Origin of the sequence: Pseudomonas sp. NPDC089406 (assembly GCF_044900265.1) — a bacterium.
Lineage (GTDB): Bacteria > Pseudomonadota > Gammaproteobacteria > Pseudomonadales > Pseudomonadaceae > Aquipseudomonas > Aquipseudomonas fakonensis.
This window is the reverse complement of record NZ_JBJDNC010000005.1, coordinates 51806-66496: the sequence shown is the minus strand read 5'-3', so window position 1 is coordinate 66496 and position 14691 is coordinate 51806. Positions and strand designations below refer to the sequence as shown.

At 66.1% G+C, this 14691-nt stretch carries 13 protein-coding genes; 3 read left to right on the top strand and 10 right to left on the bottom strand.

The window, feature by feature from the left end; translation table 11 throughout:
* The first annotated feature begins 101 nt into the window (after nucleotides 1–101).
* Together ACI2KK_RS05135 and ACI2KK_RS05130 are read left to right on the top strand one after the other, a co-directional pair.
* On the top strand, nucleotides 102–1355 hold the full coding sequence (locus ACI2KK_RS05135; protein ID WP_404668121.1) for an OprD family porin: 1254 nt from the start codon (nucleotides 102–104) through the stop codon (nucleotides 1353–1355).
* 398 nt (nucleotides 1356–1753) lie between these two features.
* On the top strand, nucleotides 1754–2749 hold the full coding sequence (locus tag ACI2KK_RS05130; RefSeq protein ID WP_404668120.1) for a LysR family transcriptional regulator: 996 nt from the start codon (nucleotides 1754–1756) through the stop codon (nucleotides 2747–2749).
* On the opposite strand, the gene ACI2KK_RS05125 is transcribed toward ACI2KK_RS05130, so the two are convergent.
* The gene (locus ACI2KK_RS05125) at nucleotides 2637–3323 is read right to left on the bottom strand and encodes a Crp/Fnr family transcriptional regulator (protein ID WP_404668119.1); all 687 of its coding nucleotides are present in this window, start codon (nucleotides 3321–3323) and stop codon (nucleotides 2637–2639) included. The two genes, ACI2KK_RS05130 and ACI2KK_RS05125, sit on opposite strands and share 113 nt — an antisense overlap.
* Nucleotides 3324–3413: 90 nt before the next feature.
* On the opposite strand from ACI2KK_RS05125, the gene ACI2KK_RS05120 reads away from it, so the two are divergent.
* A complete protein-coding gene (locus tag ACI2KK_RS05120; RefSeq protein WP_404668118.1) occupies nucleotides 3414–3938 on the top strand; it encodes a DUF962 domain-containing protein in 525 nt (174 codons plus the stop codon).
* Between the two features lie 231 nt (nucleotides 3939–4169).
* Here the strand turns inward: ACI2KK_RS05120 and pcaC are convergent, their stop codons facing one another.
* The 9 genes from pcaC to pcaR form a co-directional block, all read right to left on the bottom strand.
* Nucleotides 4170–4562: a 4-carboxymuconolactone decarboxylase gene (pcaC, locus tag ACI2KK_RS05115; RefSeq protein WP_010952489.1), complete on the bottom strand. Its 393-nt coding sequence runs from the start codon at nucleotides 4560–4562 to the stop codon at nucleotides 4170–4172.
* A gap of 10 nt (nucleotides 4563–4572) precedes the next feature.
* A complete protein-coding gene (pcaD, locus tag ACI2KK_RS05110; protein WP_404668117.1) occupies nucleotides 4573–5364 on the bottom strand; it encodes a 3-oxoadipate enol-lactonase in 792 nt (263 codons plus the stop codon).
* A gap of 11 nt (nucleotides 5365–5375) precedes the next feature.
* Complete coding sequence (locus ACI2KK_RS05105) at nucleotides 5376–6728, bottom strand: 3-carboxy-cis,cis-muconate cycloisomerase (protein WP_404668116.1); 1353 nt, start codon at nucleotides 6726–6728, stop codon at nucleotides 5376–5378.
* A 9-nt stretch (nucleotides 6729–6737) separates the two neighbouring features.
* A complete protein-coding gene (locus ACI2KK_RS05100) occupies nucleotides 6738–8027 on the bottom strand; it encodes an MFS family transporter (RefSeq protein ID WP_404668115.1) in 1290 nt (429 codons plus the stop codon).
* A 178-nt stretch (nucleotides 8028–8205) separates the two neighbouring features.
* On the bottom strand, nucleotides 8206–9411 hold the full coding sequence (gene pcaF / locus ACI2KK_RS05095) for a 3-oxoadipyl-CoA thiolase (RefSeq protein WP_404668221.1): 1206 nt from the start codon (nucleotides 9409–9411) through the stop codon (nucleotides 8206–8208).
* Nucleotides 9408–10187: a CoA-transferase subunit beta gene (locus ACI2KK_RS05090; RefSeq protein WP_404668114.1), complete on the bottom strand. Its 780-nt coding sequence runs from the start codon at nucleotides 10185–10187 to the stop codon at nucleotides 9408–9410. Before ACI2KK_RS05090 ends, pcaF begins: the two co-directional genes overlap by 4 nt.
* Nucleotides 10184–11044 (bottom strand): CoA transferase subunit A, encoded by an 861-nt coding sequence (locus ACI2KK_RS05085; RefSeq protein ID WP_217841984.1) that lies wholly within the window; start codon nucleotides 11042–11044, stop codon nucleotides 10184–10186. The genes ACI2KK_RS05090 and ACI2KK_RS05085 overlap by 4 nt, the downstream gene beginning before the upstream one ends.
* Before the next feature lie 472 nt (nucleotides 11045–11516).
* Nucleotides 11517–12863, bottom strand: coding sequence for an MFS transporter (locus tag ACI2KK_RS05080; protein ID WP_217841983.1), 1347 nt, complete (start codon nucleotides 12861–12863; stop codon nucleotides 11517–11519).
* Between the two features lie 455 nt (nucleotides 12864–13318).
* A complete protein-coding gene (gene pcaR / locus ACI2KK_RS05075; protein ID WP_217841981.1) occupies nucleotides 13319–14188 on the bottom strand; it encodes a pca regulon transcriptional regulator PcaR in 870 nt (289 codons plus the stop codon).
* Nucleotides 14189–14691: the final 503 nt, after the last annotated feature.

The following is a 14691-nucleotide window of genomic DNA, read 5'->3' as shown; positions in this document are numbered from 1 at the left end:
GCCCACGCAACGTTGCACAAGTTCTCACAAAAAGCGCCCTGCCCCTGCGGCCCGCACCCGCAGCGCACCGGCTCGCCCAATAAAAACAAGAGTCCGCACCCATGAGCACTTTGCACCCTGCACGCCAGCTGCTGCCCGGCCTGTTGGCCATGTCCTGCGCCCTGCCCGCCCTGGCCGCCGAAAGCGGTTTCTTCGAGGACGCCAAGGCCAGCCTCAACCTGCGCAACTTCTACATCAACCGCAACTTCGTCGACCCGGCCAACCCCCAGGGCAAGGCCGAAGAGTGGACCCAGAGCTTCATCCTCGATGCCCGCTCAGGCTTCACCCAAGGCACGGTCGGTTTCGGTGTGGATTTACTGGGCCTGTACTCGATCAAGCTCGACGGCGGCAAAGGCACGGCCGGCACCCACCTGCTGCCGGTGCACGACGACGGCCGCCCGGCCGATGACTTCGGCCGCCTGGGCGTGGCCTTCAAGACGCGCCTGTCGCAAACCGAACTGAAAATCGGCGAATGGATGCCGGTGCTGCCGATCCTGCGTTCGGACGATGGCCGCTCGCTGCCGCAGACCTTCCGTGGCGGCCAGCTCACCTCCAAAGAGATCGACGGCCTGACCGTGTATGCCGGCCAGTTCCGCGGCAACAGCCCGCGCAACGACGCCAGCATGGAAGACATGTTCATGCAGGGCCGCGCCGGTATCACCTCCGACCGCTTCAACTTCGCCGGCGGCGAATACAGCTTCAACGACAAGCGCACCATGATCGGCCTGTGGGATGCGCAGCTCAAAGACATCTACCGCCAGCAATACCTCAACCTGGTGCACAGCCAGCCCTTGGGCGACTGGACCCTGGGCGCCAACCTCGGCTATTTCATCGGCAAGGAAGACGGCAGCGAACGCGCAGGCGAGCTGGACAACCGCACCGCCTCAGCCATGCTCTCGGCGCGCTACCAGGGCCACACCTTCTACGTAGGTTTGCAGAAGGTCAGCGGCGATGACGCCTGGATGCGGGTCAACGGCACCAGCGGCGGCACCCTGGCCAACGACAGCTACAACGCCAGCTTCGACAACGCCAAGGAACGCTCCTGGCAGGTTCGCCACGATTTCAACTTCGTCACCGTCGGCATTCCCGGGCTGACCCTGATGAACCGCTACATCAAGGGCGACAACGTGCACACCAGCGCGGTGAACGACGGCAAGGAATGGGCGCGGGAGACGGAGCTTGCCTACGTGGTGCAGTCAGGCACATTCAAAGACCTGTCGCTGAAGTGGCGCAACTCGACCATGCGCCGGGACTTCAGCACCAATGCGTTCGACGAGAACCGGGTGATCGTGAGTTATCCGCTAAACCTGCTCTAGCAGGCCCGGCCTCTTCGCGGGCAAGCCCGCTCCCACAGGGACCTCATGGCGTTCAGGCCTGTATTGAACCTGTAGGAGCCGGCTTGCCGGCGATAGGGCCAGTACAGGCAATCGAGATGCTGTGGCCTGCACCGGCCTCTTCGCGGGCAAGCCCGCTCCCACAGGGACCTCATGGCCCTCAGGCCTGTGCCATACCTGTAGGAGTCGGCTTGCCGGCGATAGGGCCAGTACAAACAGTCGAGATGTTCCGCCCTGCACCGGCCTCATCGCCGGCAAGCCGGATCCTACAGAGGACAGCATCATAGTCCAAAATGGCATATATAAATCAAATAACATTCCTTGACGCTATATGCAACAAAAGCTAAAACCGAGCCCTGCCCCCGCACCAGAGCCCGAGCATGGACCTCCGCCAACTGCGCTATTTCATCGCCCTCACCGAATACCGCAGTTTCGTCCGCGCCGCCGAAGCCATGGGCATCACCCAGCCGGCCTTCAGCCGCGCCATCCAGAACCTCGAACAGGCCTTTGGCTGCACCCTGGTCGACCGCGCCAATAAAGCCCTGCCACCCACCCCCGAAGGCCAGGTGGTGCTGCAGCACGCCCGCCGCCTGGTACAAGGCGCCGCCCAGTTGAACAACGAGGTGCTGCAGATGACCAAGCTCGACGCTGGCGAGCTGCACTTCGGCAGCGGCCCGGCCCTGGCCGTGCGCCTGGTGCCCGAAGCCCTGCAGCGCTTCATCGCCAGCCACCCCGGCATCCGCACCGCGCTGCGGGTGGACAACGCCGAGCAACTGGGCCAGGCCCTGCGCCGCGAGCAGATCGAATTCTTCGTCGACGACATCCGCCCGTTCGAGGCCGACCCGAACTTTCACACCGAGCCGCTCAACCCGCGCCCGGGGCTGTTCTTCTGCCGCCCCGGCCACCCGCTGCTGGCCAAGGACAGCCTGTCGACCAACGACCTGTTCAGCTACCCGCTGGCCTGCGCCCTGCTCGCCCCCGGCGTGCGCAAACGCCTGGCCAACCTCAGCGGGCGCAGCGACTTCACCCCGCACCTGCAAACCGAACACCTGGCCGTGCTGCGCAGCGTGGTGCTGGCCAGCGACGCCATCGGCAGCGCCAGCGAAGAAGCGGTGGCCGAAGACCTGGCCGCAGGCCAGCTGGTGCGCCTGCACTGGCGCAACCTGCCGCCGGGGCTGGAGGTGCTGAGCGTGCGTTGCGGCATCGTCAGCCGCAGCGGCTACCGACTGTCCCCGGCGGCGCGGGCGATGATCGACACCCTGGTCAGCCTGGATGCACTGCCAGCGCCCGCAAACGCTGCGCATCGACAATCTCCACCTCGCCATAGCCCAGGCGCACCACGCCGGCCTGCTCGAGGTTCTTCAAGATCTGGTTGATGGTCTGGCGCGACAGCGACAGCATCAGCGCCAACTGCTCTTGCGACAGCTGCAAGCGCCACTGGGCGACATCGCGCTCGCCATAGCCTTCGGCGATCTGCAACAGGCGGTGCGCCACCCTGGGCGCTGCAGCCAGCAGGCTTTGCTGCTCCAGGGCGACGAACACCCAGCGCAGCTTGTGGCTCATCAACAGGGCCAGTTCGCGCCAATGCTGCGGCTGCTGCGCCAACCACTGCAGCAGCGGCGCCTGGGGGATCCACAGCAACCGCGTCGGGCCCTCGGCGAAGGCATCGTGGGTGCGCGGCTGGCCATCGAACAGGCTGATCTCGCCGAACCAGTGCGGCGCTTGCACCAAAGTCAGCAACGCCTCCTTGCCCTCGCTGCTGACCGCGCCCACGCGCATCGCGCCCTCGAGCACCGCATACAACCCGCAGGGCGCGTCACCGCGCTGAAACAGGCACTGCCCGGCCGCCAGCTCGCGCACCCGGGCCAAAGCCAGCAGGCTATCCTGAACCGCATCGGGCAATTGCCGGAACCACTGGCCGTGCAGCAGTTGGGGACGCAGGTCGAGCATGGCACCTCGCTTACGCACTCTGTCGCCCAGGCGACAGACCGCAACGAATGAACGGGGCAAGCTGGGCCTACCCCTGATGGAGGAACAACAATGAAAAACCTCGTCGAACACCTGAGTCAATACGCCGCCTACCACCGCGACCCACGCAACATCGCCACGCATTTTGTCGGCATCCCGCTGATCGTGCTGGCGGTGAGCATTCTGCTGTCACGCCCCGGCTGGGAGCTGGCGGGTATCTGGCTGTCGCCGGCGCTGCTGCTGGCGGGCTGGTCGGTGTGGTTCTACCTGCGCCTGGACACCCGCTTCGGGCTGGTCATGGGGCTGCTGCTGGGCCTGTGCCTGTGGGCCGGGCAGGCGCTGGCGGTGCAAGGCACCGGGCTGTGGCTGAGTGCCGGGCTGGGGGCGTTCGTGGTGGGCTGGATCATCCAGTTCGTCGGGCACTGGTACGAAGGGCGCAAGCCGGCGTTCGTCGACGACCTCAGCGGGCTGATCGTCGGGCCGTTGTTCGTGGTGGCGGAGCTGGCGTTCATGCTCGGGCTGTGCGCCGAGCTGAAAAAGGCCGTGGAGGCCAATGCCGGGCCGGTGGCGCTGCGCGAGCGCAAGGCCAACGCATAACCCCTGTAGGAAATCACCCAGCCCTCCGGGCTGCGCTGTCGCGCAGAGAACAGAATTCGTAAGGGCGCCACATACCCTGTGGGAGCGGGTTTACCGGAGTGCCGGACCACCGCGAAGCAAGCGACGCGGAGTCTGGCACCGGCTTCGCCGGTGTTCGCGGGTAAACCCGCTCCCACAGGACCCCGCTAAATCAATGAGTTGTGTTTTGTTCTATGAGAGCCGGCCAGTCGGTTACTGACGCGACTCAACCCCCAGCTCATCCCACACCGACTCGGCCAGGTGGAAGGTGGCGTTGGCCGCCGGGATGCCGCAATAAATCGCGCTCTGCATCAGCACTTCCTTGATCTCGTCGCGGGTCACGCCGTTGTTGGCCGCCGCGCGCAGGTGCAGCTTGAGCTCGTCGTTGCGGTTCATGCCGATCAGCATGGCGATGGTGATCAGGCTGCGGGTGTGCCGCGGCAGGCCCGGGCGGGTCCAGATATCACCCCAGGCGTGCCGGGTGATCATTTCCTGGAACTCGCCGTTGAAATCGTTGAGCTTCTCCAGGCTGCGGTCCACGTGGGCATCGCCGAGCACCGCGCGGCGTACCTGCATGCCGGCGTCGTAACGTTGTTTCTCATCCATGGCAGGTTCCTCAGCGGGCCAGCAAAAAGTCGAGCACACGGGTGGTGAAGGCCGCACCGATTTCGACGTTGGACAGGTGCGCCGCCGGGAATTCGGCATAGGTCGCGTTGATGATGCGGCTTTGCATGAAGCGGCCATGCTCGGGGGTGGTCACCACATCCGCGGTACCGGCGACGATCAGCGTCGGCACCTGGATGTTTGCCAACTGCTCGCGGTAGTCGGCATCGCGTACTGCCGCGCAGTTGGCGGCGTAACCTTCGGGGCTGGTTTGCGCCAGCATCTGGCAGATGCGCTGGGCTTCGGCGGGTTGGGCCTGGGCGAAGGCCGGGGTAAACCAGCGGGCGATGGAGGCATCGCGCAAATCTGCCATGGCCTGCTGGCCACCCTTGAGCACGGTGTCGATGCGGGTGTTCCACACCTCGTCGTTGGCAATCTTGGCGGCGGTGTTGCACAGGGTCAGGCTGTGCAGGCGGTGGCCGGCGTTGATGCCCAGCCACTGGCCGATCAAACCGCCCATGGACAGGCCGACGAAATGCGCGTGCTCGATATCCAGTGCATCCAGCAGCGCCAGCACGTCCTGGCCCAGCTGTTCAATGCAGTACGGGCCAGCGGTGACCAACGAGGCGCCATGGCCACGAGTGTCATAGCGCAGTACGCGAAAGTGCTCGCTCCAGGCCGGGACTTGCGCATCCCACATGCCCAGGTCGGTGCCCAGGGAGTTGGACAGCACCAGCACGGGTGCATCGGCCGGGCCATCGAGTTGGTAGTTCAGTACGCCATCGGCCAGTTGCAAGTGCGCCACAGCGGTCTCCTTCAGGCAGTGAAACGTTGATGTTCAGCCACGGCGCGCGCCACCCAGACGCGGGCCTGGCCGAGGTAATGGGCAGGGTCGAGCAGGCGGTCGAGTTCTTCGCCGGTCAGTTCGGCGCTGACCTGCGGCTCGTCCCCCAGCACCGCGCGCAGGTGGCGTTGTTCGGCCACCGCGCGCTGGCAGCATTGCTCCAGTAAATGGTGGGCACGATCGCGCCCCAGGCGCTGGGCCAGCACGATGCTCACAGCTTCTGCCAGTACCAGGCCCTGGGTCAGGTCGAGGTTGCGGCGCATGCGTTCGGCATCCACCTGCATACCCTCGGCGATCAGTTGCGCCTGGTACAGCGCGCCCGAAACCAGACAGCAGATCTCTGGCAGGGTTTCCCACTCGGCGTGCCACAGGCCCAGGCTGCGTTCGTGCTCCTGGGGCATGGCGGCGAACAGCGTCGAGACCAGCCCCGGTACACGGGTCGCGGCGCCGATCAGCACCGCCGCGCCCACCGGGTTGCGCTTGTGCGGCATGGTCGAGGAACCGCCCTTGCCCGGCGCCGAAGGCTCGAACAGCTCAGCGGCTTCGGTCTGCATCAGCAGGCTGACATCGCGGCCGAACTTGCCCAGGCTGCCGGCGATCATGCCCAGCACCGAGGCGAACTCCACCAGGCGGTCACGTTGGGTGTGCCAGGGTTGCTCGGGCAGGCTCAGCTTGAGTTGTTCGGCCAGCGCCTCGGCCACCGGCAGCGCCTTGCTGCCCAGCGCCGCCAGGCTGCCCGACGCACCGCCGAACTGCAGCACCAGCAGGCGCGGGCGCAGCTCCTTCAGGCGTTCGCGGTGGCGGGTCAGCGCGCCCAGCACGCCGGCCAGCTTCATGCCCAGGGTCACCGGCGTTGCATGCTGCAACCAGGTGCGCCCCACCATTGGCGTGTCGGCATGCTGCAGGGCCTGGCGGGCCAGGCTGTCGGCCAGCGTGCCCAAGGCGCTTTCGATCAGCCCCAGAGCATCGCGCAGTTGCAGCACCAGCCCGGTGTCCATGGCGTCCTGGCTGGTGGCGCCCAGGTGCACGTAGCGTTCGGCCTCCGGCACACCGCTGGCGATCACCTTGCCCAGCGCCTTGACCAGCGGGATCGCCGAGTTGCCGGCCGTGGCGATGGCCGTGGCCAGGGCGCCGGCGTCATAGCGTTCGGCCTTGCAGGCCGCCTCGATGGCCGCCACCGCACTGTGCGGCACCAGCCCGGCAGCGGCCTCGGCGCGGGCCAGGGCGGCTTCGAAGTCGAGCATGCCCTGCAACCGGCCGCGGTCGCAGAACACCTCGCGCATGGCGGGCGCGGTGAAGTAGGCGTCGAACAGTTGGTTGCTCATGCAACGTCCTTAATGGTCATGGTGCAGGTACTCGGCCTGTTTCGGCAGGCGCAGGCTGAACAGGAAGGCAATCGCCATCATCGCCGTCACGTACCAGTAGAAGGTGTTCTCCATGCCCAGGGTCTTCAGGCCCAGGGCCACGTACTCGGCCGAACCACCAAAGGCGGCGTTGGCCACCGCATAGGCCAGGCCCACGCCCAGCGCGCGCACCTGCGGCGGGAACATCTCGGCCTTCACCAGGCCGCTGATCGAGGTGTAGAAACTGACGATGCACAGCGCCAGGCTCACCAGCACGAAGGCCATGAACGGGCTGGTCACGGTTTTCAGCGCCATCAACAGCGGCACGGTGAACAGCGTACCCAGGGCGCCGAACAGCAGCATCGAGTTACGCCGGCCAATGCGGTCGGAGAGCATGCCGAACACCGGCTGCAAAATCATGAACAGGAACAGCGCCCCGGTCATCACGAAACTGGCGCTCTTGGCATTCATGCCGGCGGTGTTCACCAGGTACTTCTGCATGTATGTGGTGAAGGTGTAGAAGATCAGCGAACCGCCGGCGGTGTAGCCCAGCACCGTAATGAAGGCTGCCGTGTGGTTGCGGAACAGCCCCTTGATGCTGCCGGCGTCCTTGTCCTTGCGGGTTTCGGCGCTGCTGGTTTCGTGCAGCGAACGGCGCAGCATCAGCGAGATCAGCGCGGCAATGGCGCCGACCACGAACGGGATGCGCCAGCCCCAGGCGCGCAGTTCGTCTTCAGTCAGCAGTTGCTGCAGGATCACCACCACCAGCACCGCCAGCAACTGGCCGCCGATCAGGGTCACGTACTGGAACGAGGCGAAGAAGCCGCGCTGGCCGCGCAGGGCCACCTCGCTCATGTAGGTGGCGGTGGTGCCGTACTCACCGCCCACCGACAGGCCCTGGATCAGCCGCGCCAGCAACAGCAGCGCCGGGGCCAGGGTGCCGATGCTCGAATAAGTCGGCAGACAGGCGATCATCAGCGAGCCGAAACACATCATCAGCACCGAGATCATCAGCGAGTTCTTGCGCCCGTGGCGGTCGGCCAGGCGGCCGAAGATCCAGCCACCGATCGGGCGCATCAAAAAGCCTGCGGCGAATACCCCGGCGGTGTTGAGCAACTGCACGGTGGGGTCGTCGGAGGGGAAGAACGCCGGGGCGAAGTAGATGGCGCAGAAGGCATAGACGTAGAAGTCGAACCATTCCACCAGGTTGCCCGATGAGGCACCGACGATGGCGAAGATGCGTTTGCTGCGTTCTTCGCCGGTGTAATAGCTGGAAGTCATGGTGGGTTTGCTCCTGGAGGGTCCTAGGTAAGTCTAGACATACCTAGTAACACACTCGTTCCGCTTGGGGGGCTGGCCTTTAACCTTGTGTCTTGGCTGATGGCCTATCGCGGGGCAAGCCCGCTCCTACGGGTGACAGGCGTGGGAGCGGGCTTGCCCCGCGAAAGGCCGGTACAGGTCAAACCCGCTCGATGGCCAACGCCAAGCCCTGCCCAACGCCCACGCACATGGTCGCCAGGCCTTTACGCCCGCCAGTTTTCTCCAGTTGGTGCAGCGCAGTCAGCACCAGGCGCGCGCCGCTCATGCCCAGCGGGTGGCCAAGGGCGATGGCACCGCCGTTGGGGTTCACCTGCGGCGCATCGTCAGCCACGCCCAGTTCACGCAGCACCGCCAGACCCTGGCTGGCGAAGGCTTCGTTGAGCTCGATCACATCGAAATCGCTCACCGCCACGCCCAGGCGCTCGGTCAGCTTGCGCACCGCCGGCACCGGGCCGATGCCCATTACCCGTGGCGCCACACCGGCACTGGCCATGCCCAGTACCCGGGCGCGTGGGGTCAGGCCGTGCTTTTTCACCGCCTCCGCCGAGGCCAGAATCAGTGCTGCCGCGCCGTCGTTGACGCCCGAGGCGTTGCCAGCGGTAACCGTCTTGTCCGGGCCGTTGACCGGCTTGAGCTTGGCCAGCGCTTCCAGGCTGGTGTCCGGACGCAGGTGCTCGTCCTGTTCGACCAGGGTCTCGCCCTTCTTGTGGGCGATGCGCACCGGCACGATCTCTTCGGCAAAGAAGCCAGCAGCCTGGGCTGCGGCGGCTTTTTGCTGGCTGCGTACGGCGAAGGCGTCCTGGTCGGCGCGGGACACTTGATAGTCGTCAGCCACGTTGTCGGCGGTCTCGGGCATCGAGTCGACGCCGTACTGGCTCTTCATCAACGGGTTGATGAAGCGCCAGCCAATGGTGGTGTCCTCAAGCTTCATGTTGCGCGAATAACCGCTCTCGGCCTTGCCCATGACAAACGGCGCGCGGGACATCGACTCGACGCCGCCGGCAATCGCCAGCTCCATCTCGCCGCTGGCGATGGCGCGGAACGCGGTGCCGATGGCGTCCATGCCCGAGGCGCACAGGCGGTTGAGGGTTACACCGGGGATGCTCTCGGGCAGGCCGGCCAGCAGCAGGGCCATGCGCGCGACGTTGCGGTTGTCTTCACCGGCCTGGTTGGCACAGCCGAAGAACACCTCGTCCAGCTGCTCCCACTGCACGCCCGGGTTGCGTTCGATCAACGCCTTCAGCGGCACCGCCGCCAGGTCGTCGGCACGCACGCCGGCCAAGGCGCCGCCGAAGCGGCCGATGGGGGTGCGGATGGCATCGCAGATGAATACGTCGCGCATCAGGCTTCTCCTGCCACTTGGCCGTGGGCGGCGGCGGTGCGGGCTTCGAGGTCGCGCAAGGCGGTCAGCTCGACCTCGCTCGGGGCCGCGGTTTCCTGCACGTTGTCGGCGAAGCGGATCGCCCAGCCAGTGGCAGCAACGATCTGCTCGCGGGTCACGCCCGGGTGAATCGACGTCACCACGAACTCATGGGTACCGGCTTCCGGCTCCATGATGCACAGGTCGGTGATGATGCCCACCGGGCCCTCACCAGGCAGGCCGAGGCGCTTGCGCGAATCGCCGCCTTCGCCGTGGCCGACCGAGGTGATGAAGTCCAGCTTGTCGACGAAAGCACGCGGCGACTGCTTGAGAATGATCAGCACCTGCTTGGCGGAACCGGCGATCTCCGGCGCGCCACCGGCACCCGGCAGGCGGGTCTTGGGCGCGAAGTAATCGCCCACCACGGTGGTGTTGATGTTGCCGAAGCGGTCCACCTGGGCAGCACCCAGGAAGCCCACGTCAATACGCCCACCCTGCAGCCAGTAGCGGAAAATCTCGCCGGTCGGCACCACGGTGTCGGCGGTCTCGGCCAGCTCGCCGTCACCGATCGACAGCGGCAGCACGCTCGGCTTGGCACCGATAGGGCCGGACTCGTAGATCAGCACCACATCGGGCGACGAGGTCAGGCGCGCCAGGTTGGCGGCCTTGGACGGCAGGCCGATGCCGACGAAGCACACGGCACCGTTGCGCAGCCGGCGGGCGGCGGCGACGGTCATCATTTCGGAAGTGGAGTAGCTCATTGCGCGGCCTCCGCGGTGCTGGCCAGCTTGGCCTGGAATTCGTTGAAATCGGCGGTGCCACGGATGTAGGTGTCGATCCAGGCGGTGAACGACTCGCGGTTGCGGGCGATCGGGTCCCAGGCCTGGTAGAAGCGGTTGTCACGCTCGTAGTAGCCATGGGCGTAGGACGGGTGGGCGCCGCCCGGCACCAGGCACACCGCGCTCAGGGCCCAGGTCGGCAGCACGCAGGCATTCATCGGTGCGTTCAGGTCATCGACGATCTCTTCGACGGTGACGATGCAGCGCTTGGCCGCCAGGGCGGCTTCTTTCTGCACGCCGAGGATGCCCCACAGCAGCACGTTGCCCTTGCGGTCGGCTTTTTGCGCGTGGATCACGGTCACGTCCGGGCGTACCGACGGTACCGCGGCGAGCACTTCGCCGGTGAACGGGCAGGTGACGCTCTTGATCAGCGGGTTGACCTTGGGCAGGTCGGACCCTGCATAAGCGCGCAGCACCGCGAACGGCAGGCCGGAGGCGCCGGCCACGTAGGCGTTGGCCAGGTCGGCGTGGCTGTGCTCTTCGATTTCCAGGGGCTGCGGCCACTGTTTTTCCACCGCGTCACGCAGGCGGTGCAGCGAGCCGACACCGGGGTTGCCGCCCCAGGAGAAGATCAGCTTGCGCGCACAACCGGCACCGATCAGCTGGTCGTAGATCAGGTCCGGGGTCATGCGTACCAGTGTGAGGTCGCGCTTGCCCTGGCGGATGATCTCGTGACCGGCGGCGGTCGGGATCAGGTGGGTGAAGCCTTCGAGGGCGACGGTGTCACCATCCTGGATGAACTGCTTCACAGCCTCGTGAAGCGAGAGGATTGCTGCCATTGGAGACTCCTGGTCAGGACGAGTCGGTCGGTGAGCAGCGGGCCGATGCGTCGCTGCGATGAGCTCAGATTAAGGAGCCTGGCGGGGTTCAGACAATCCGATAATCGCACTTTTGTGCGATTATCGAACCGTTTGTTGCCCTGCTATCCATCTATGCGAAAGCGCCACTGTAGGAGCGGGGGGGGGGGGGGGGGGGGGGGGGGGGGGGGGGGGGGGGGGGGGGGGGGGGGGGGGGGGGGGGGTGGGGGGGGGGGGGGGGGGGGGGGGGGGGGGGGGGGGGGGGGGGGGGGCGGGGGGGGGGGGGGGGGGGCGGGGGGCGGCCGGGGCCGTCGCGTGGGGCGGCGCGCCCCCCCCCCCCGCCCCCCCCCCCCCGCCCCCCCCCCCGCCCCCCCCCCCCCCCCCCCCCCCCCCCCCCCCCCCCCCCCCCCCCCCCCCCCCCGCTCCTACAAGGGATCGCGCCGCCACACGGGAATCAGGTCGCGTCGGCGTGGCTCACCAGCCCCTTCACCACAACACCGACCGTGGCCAGCGCCGCCGGCACCAGCAGCGCGGTCAGCACTTGTTCGAAGTTCCAGCCCAGCCCCAGCAGGGTAGCCCCGCTCCAGGCCCCGAGAATCGCACCGAAGCGGCCGATGCCGAGCATCCACGACACCCCGGTGGCGCGCGCCTGGGTTGGGTAGAAGCGCGCCGCCAGCGATGGCATGGCCGATTGCGCGCCGTTGACGCACATGCCCGCCACCAGCACCAGGGTCGCCAGCACGGTGATGTTGCCCAGGCTCTGCCCCACTGCGTAGGCGAACACCCCGGCCAGCAGGTAGAAGATGCCGATCACCTTGTGCGGGTTGAAACGGTCCATCGCCCAGCCTACGGCCACCGCGCTGAGCACACCGCCGAACTGGAACAGCGCGCCGATGAACGCCGCCTGCTCCATGCTCGCGCCGCTGTCGCGCATCAGGGTCGGCAGCCAGCTGGTCAGCAAGTAGACGATCACCAGGCCCATGAAGTAGGTCAGCCACAGCAGCACGGTGCCCAGCCCGAAGGTGCCGGAGAAGATCACCGCGAATACGTTGCGCGCAGCCACGGCCTTCTGCTCCGGCACGCTGAAGCTCGACGCCTGGGCCACCACTGCCGGAGCAATCGGGGCCAGGGTCTTGCGTACCTTGTCGGTACCACGGTTGCGCACCACCAGAAAGCGCGCCGACTCCGGCAACCAGGCCAGCAACACCACCGCCAGCAGCAGCGGCAGCACCCCGCCGATCACCAGCAGGCTGTGCCAGCCATAGGCCGGGATCAACTTGGCGGAAATGAAGCCGCCGCCAGCCATGCCTAAGTTGAAGCCGCAGAACATGCTGGTCACCAGCAGCGACTTGAGGCGCTCGGGGGTGTATTCAGACAGCAGTGTGGTGGCATTGGGCATGCCGGCGCCCAGGCCCAGGCCGGTCAGAAAGCGCAGCACCAGCAACTGGTCGACGTTGGTGGCGTAGGCCGAGGCCAGGCTGAAGCCGCCGAATACCAGCACCGCGCCCACCAGCACACCCTTGCGCCCGAAGCGGTCGGCCAGCGGCCCGGAACCCAGGGCACCAAACACCATGCCGATCAGCGCAGCGCTCATCACCGGGCCCAGGCTGGCGCGGTCAATGCCCCATTCCTGGGACAGTGCCGGGGCGATGAAGCCCATGGCTGCGGTGTCCAGGCCATCGAGGAAGACGATCAGAAAACACAGGATCACCACCCGCCACTGGTAGCGGGACAGCGGCTGGTCGTTGATGAACGACTGGACGTCGAGGCAGTTGCCGACGGTGGATTGCGGTTTGTTCATTGTTGTTATCCGGATGAAAGGCGCAGGCAGGCTACTGCGTACGGCTCAGGCGCAGGAACGGGAAATGTCTGAGGGTGCGGTGGCCTTGGTCAGCCGGAATGCAACGGGAGTGTGCGGGTAGTCATGGGGGTGCCCTTTGTGGCCCTGTTGTTATTGTCTGGGTCGGCAAAGCCGACTTGTGCGAAAGACATTAATCAGCGGGCGTGGGCTGCGCAATTCGTCGCAAACGACATTGTGCGTTTATCGAACAGGAAAGTGGTGGCGTGTTCGATTATGGTGCAGGCCATCTCTTTTGCTGCGCCTGCCAGGGCCCTATCGCTGGCAAGCCAGCTCCTACAGGATCAATGCCAGCAGATACCCTGTAGGAGCCGGCTTGCCGGCGATAGGGCCGGTGAGCCTTGCACTGATGCTGATGGCCTCATCGCCGGCAAGCCGGCTCCTACAGGGGTAATGTCTCAACCAAACAGCTGATGGCAGAGGTCGCGGCTGGCGGCCAGCAGGATCGGCAAGAAACGCTGCTCCAGCTCCGTGCGGCTGACCCGGCCCACATGGGTACTGACATTCAGCGCCGCCAGCACCTGCCCGGAAGCATCGTAGATCGGCACGGCAATCGAGCGCAGGCCCTGCTCCAGCTCCTGGTCCACCACGCACCAGCCCTGCTCGCGCACCTGCTGGATACAGGCAAACAACGAGTCATGGTCATGCAGGGTACGGCTGGTGCGGGCCTTGAGGTCGGCGCGCTCGAGGTATTCGTGCAGGCTGGCGTCATCCAGGGCCGCCAGCAGGATGCGGCCCATCGAGGTGCAATAGGCCGGCAGGCGCCCGCCCACCGACAGGTCCACCGAAATCAGCCGCTCCACTGTCGCCGAACGGGCTATATAAAGAATGTCGTCGCCTTCGAGGGTGGCCATGTTGGCCGCCTCGTGCAACTGGTCACTGATGCGGTCCAGGTACGGCTGTGCCGACACCGCCAGCGGCGTCGACGAAAGGTAGGCGTGGCCCAGGGTCAGTACCTTGGGCAGCAGCGAATAGGTGCGCCCGTCGGTGGTGGCGTAGCCCAGCTTGATCAGCGTGTGCAGGCAACGGCGCACGGCGGCGCGGGGGATTTCCGTGCGGTGGCTGATCTGGGCGATGGTCAGGTGGCGCTTGCGCTCCTGGAACGCCTGGATCACCGCCAGGCCACGGGCCAGCGAGGTCATGAAATCCGGATCGCCGGTAAAGGCCTGGATACGCTTGGCCGGCGACGCCACGATTGGCGGGGCCAACGCCGCGCTGGTGCCGCGTGGCGGCTCGATGGCCATCGGGCTGCTGGTTTCGTCATTCATGGGCATGCCTCAAAAAATCGGGAGCTTGTGCGATTATCGAACGAACGGCCGATAATCGCAATTGACCGCCGACACTTTTGCTTATACCTTTCCCCTGCCACATGTGGCTTCTTTGGAGAGACTGGTCAGGTACCCACCGTAGAAGTCCCAGGCAACGGCCTCGCCCAACCGCGAGGCCGTTTTCATTTCCGCCCCCGGCTCTCAGTTCCGCCCTCGGCAAGTGAAACTTCCGATAACAGCCGTTTGAACTTCCGCTGTTGCGCAAGGACCAATCGGTTAACGAACTCGTACAACTTCACAGCCCGGTACACTACCCGTGGCCTTGGCCGTGAGCATTGCTATAATCAGCGGCGTGCCGGGCCCGGTATTCGAATACTGGCTGCAAAGCACCCCGCTCCTCGCCTGACAACCCGCCGCCAGTCCAAGGCTTGCGGCTGCCATGGCGAACGTACCCTGGTGTTGTATCCGCACAATCACCCTGTGCACTAACGCCAGCACCCAAC

Coding starts and splice junctions, on each gene's coding strand:
- ACI2KK_RS05135 (WP_404668121.1), top strand. CDS start 102: ATGAGCACTTTGCACCCTGCACGCCAGCTGCTGCCCGGCCTGTTGGCC.
- ACI2KK_RS05130 (WP_404668120.1), top strand. CDS start 1,754: ATGGACCTCCGCCAACTGCGCTATTTCATCGCCCTCACCGAATACCGC.
- ACI2KK_RS05125 (WP_404668119.1), bottom strand. CDS start 3,323: ATGCTCGACCTGCGTCCCCAACTGCTGCACGGCCAGTGGTTCCGGCAA.
- ACI2KK_RS05120 (WP_404668118.1), top strand. CDS start 3,414: ATGAAAAACCTCGTCGAACACCTGAGTCAATACGCCGCCTACCACCGC.
- pcaC (WP_010952489.1), bottom strand. CDS start 4,562: ATGGATGAGAAACAACGTTACGACGCCGGCATGCAGGTACGCCGCGCG.
- ACI2KK_RS05105 (WP_404668116.1), bottom strand. CDS start 6,728: ATGAGCAACCAACTGTTCGACGCCTACTTCACCGCGCCCGCCATGCGC.
- ACI2KK_RS05100 (WP_404668115.1), bottom strand. CDS start 8,027: ATGACTTCCAGCTATTACACCGGCGAAGAACGCAGCAAACGCATCTTC.
- ACI2KK_RS05090 (WP_404668114.1), bottom strand. CDS start 10,187: ATGAGCTACTCCACTTCCGAAATGATGACCGTCGCCGCCGCCCGCCGG.
- ACI2KK_RS05085 (WP_217841984.1), bottom strand. CDS start 11,044: ATGGCAGCAATCCTCTCGCTTCACGAGGCTGTGAAGCAGTTCATCCAG.
- ACI2KK_RS05080 (WP_217841983.1), bottom strand. CDS start 12,863: ATGAACAAACCGCAATCCACCGTCGGCAACTGCCTCGACGTCCAGTCG.
- pcaR (WP_217841981.1), bottom strand. CDS start 14,188: ATGAATGACGAAACCAGCAGCCCGATGGCCATCGAGCCGCCACGCGGC.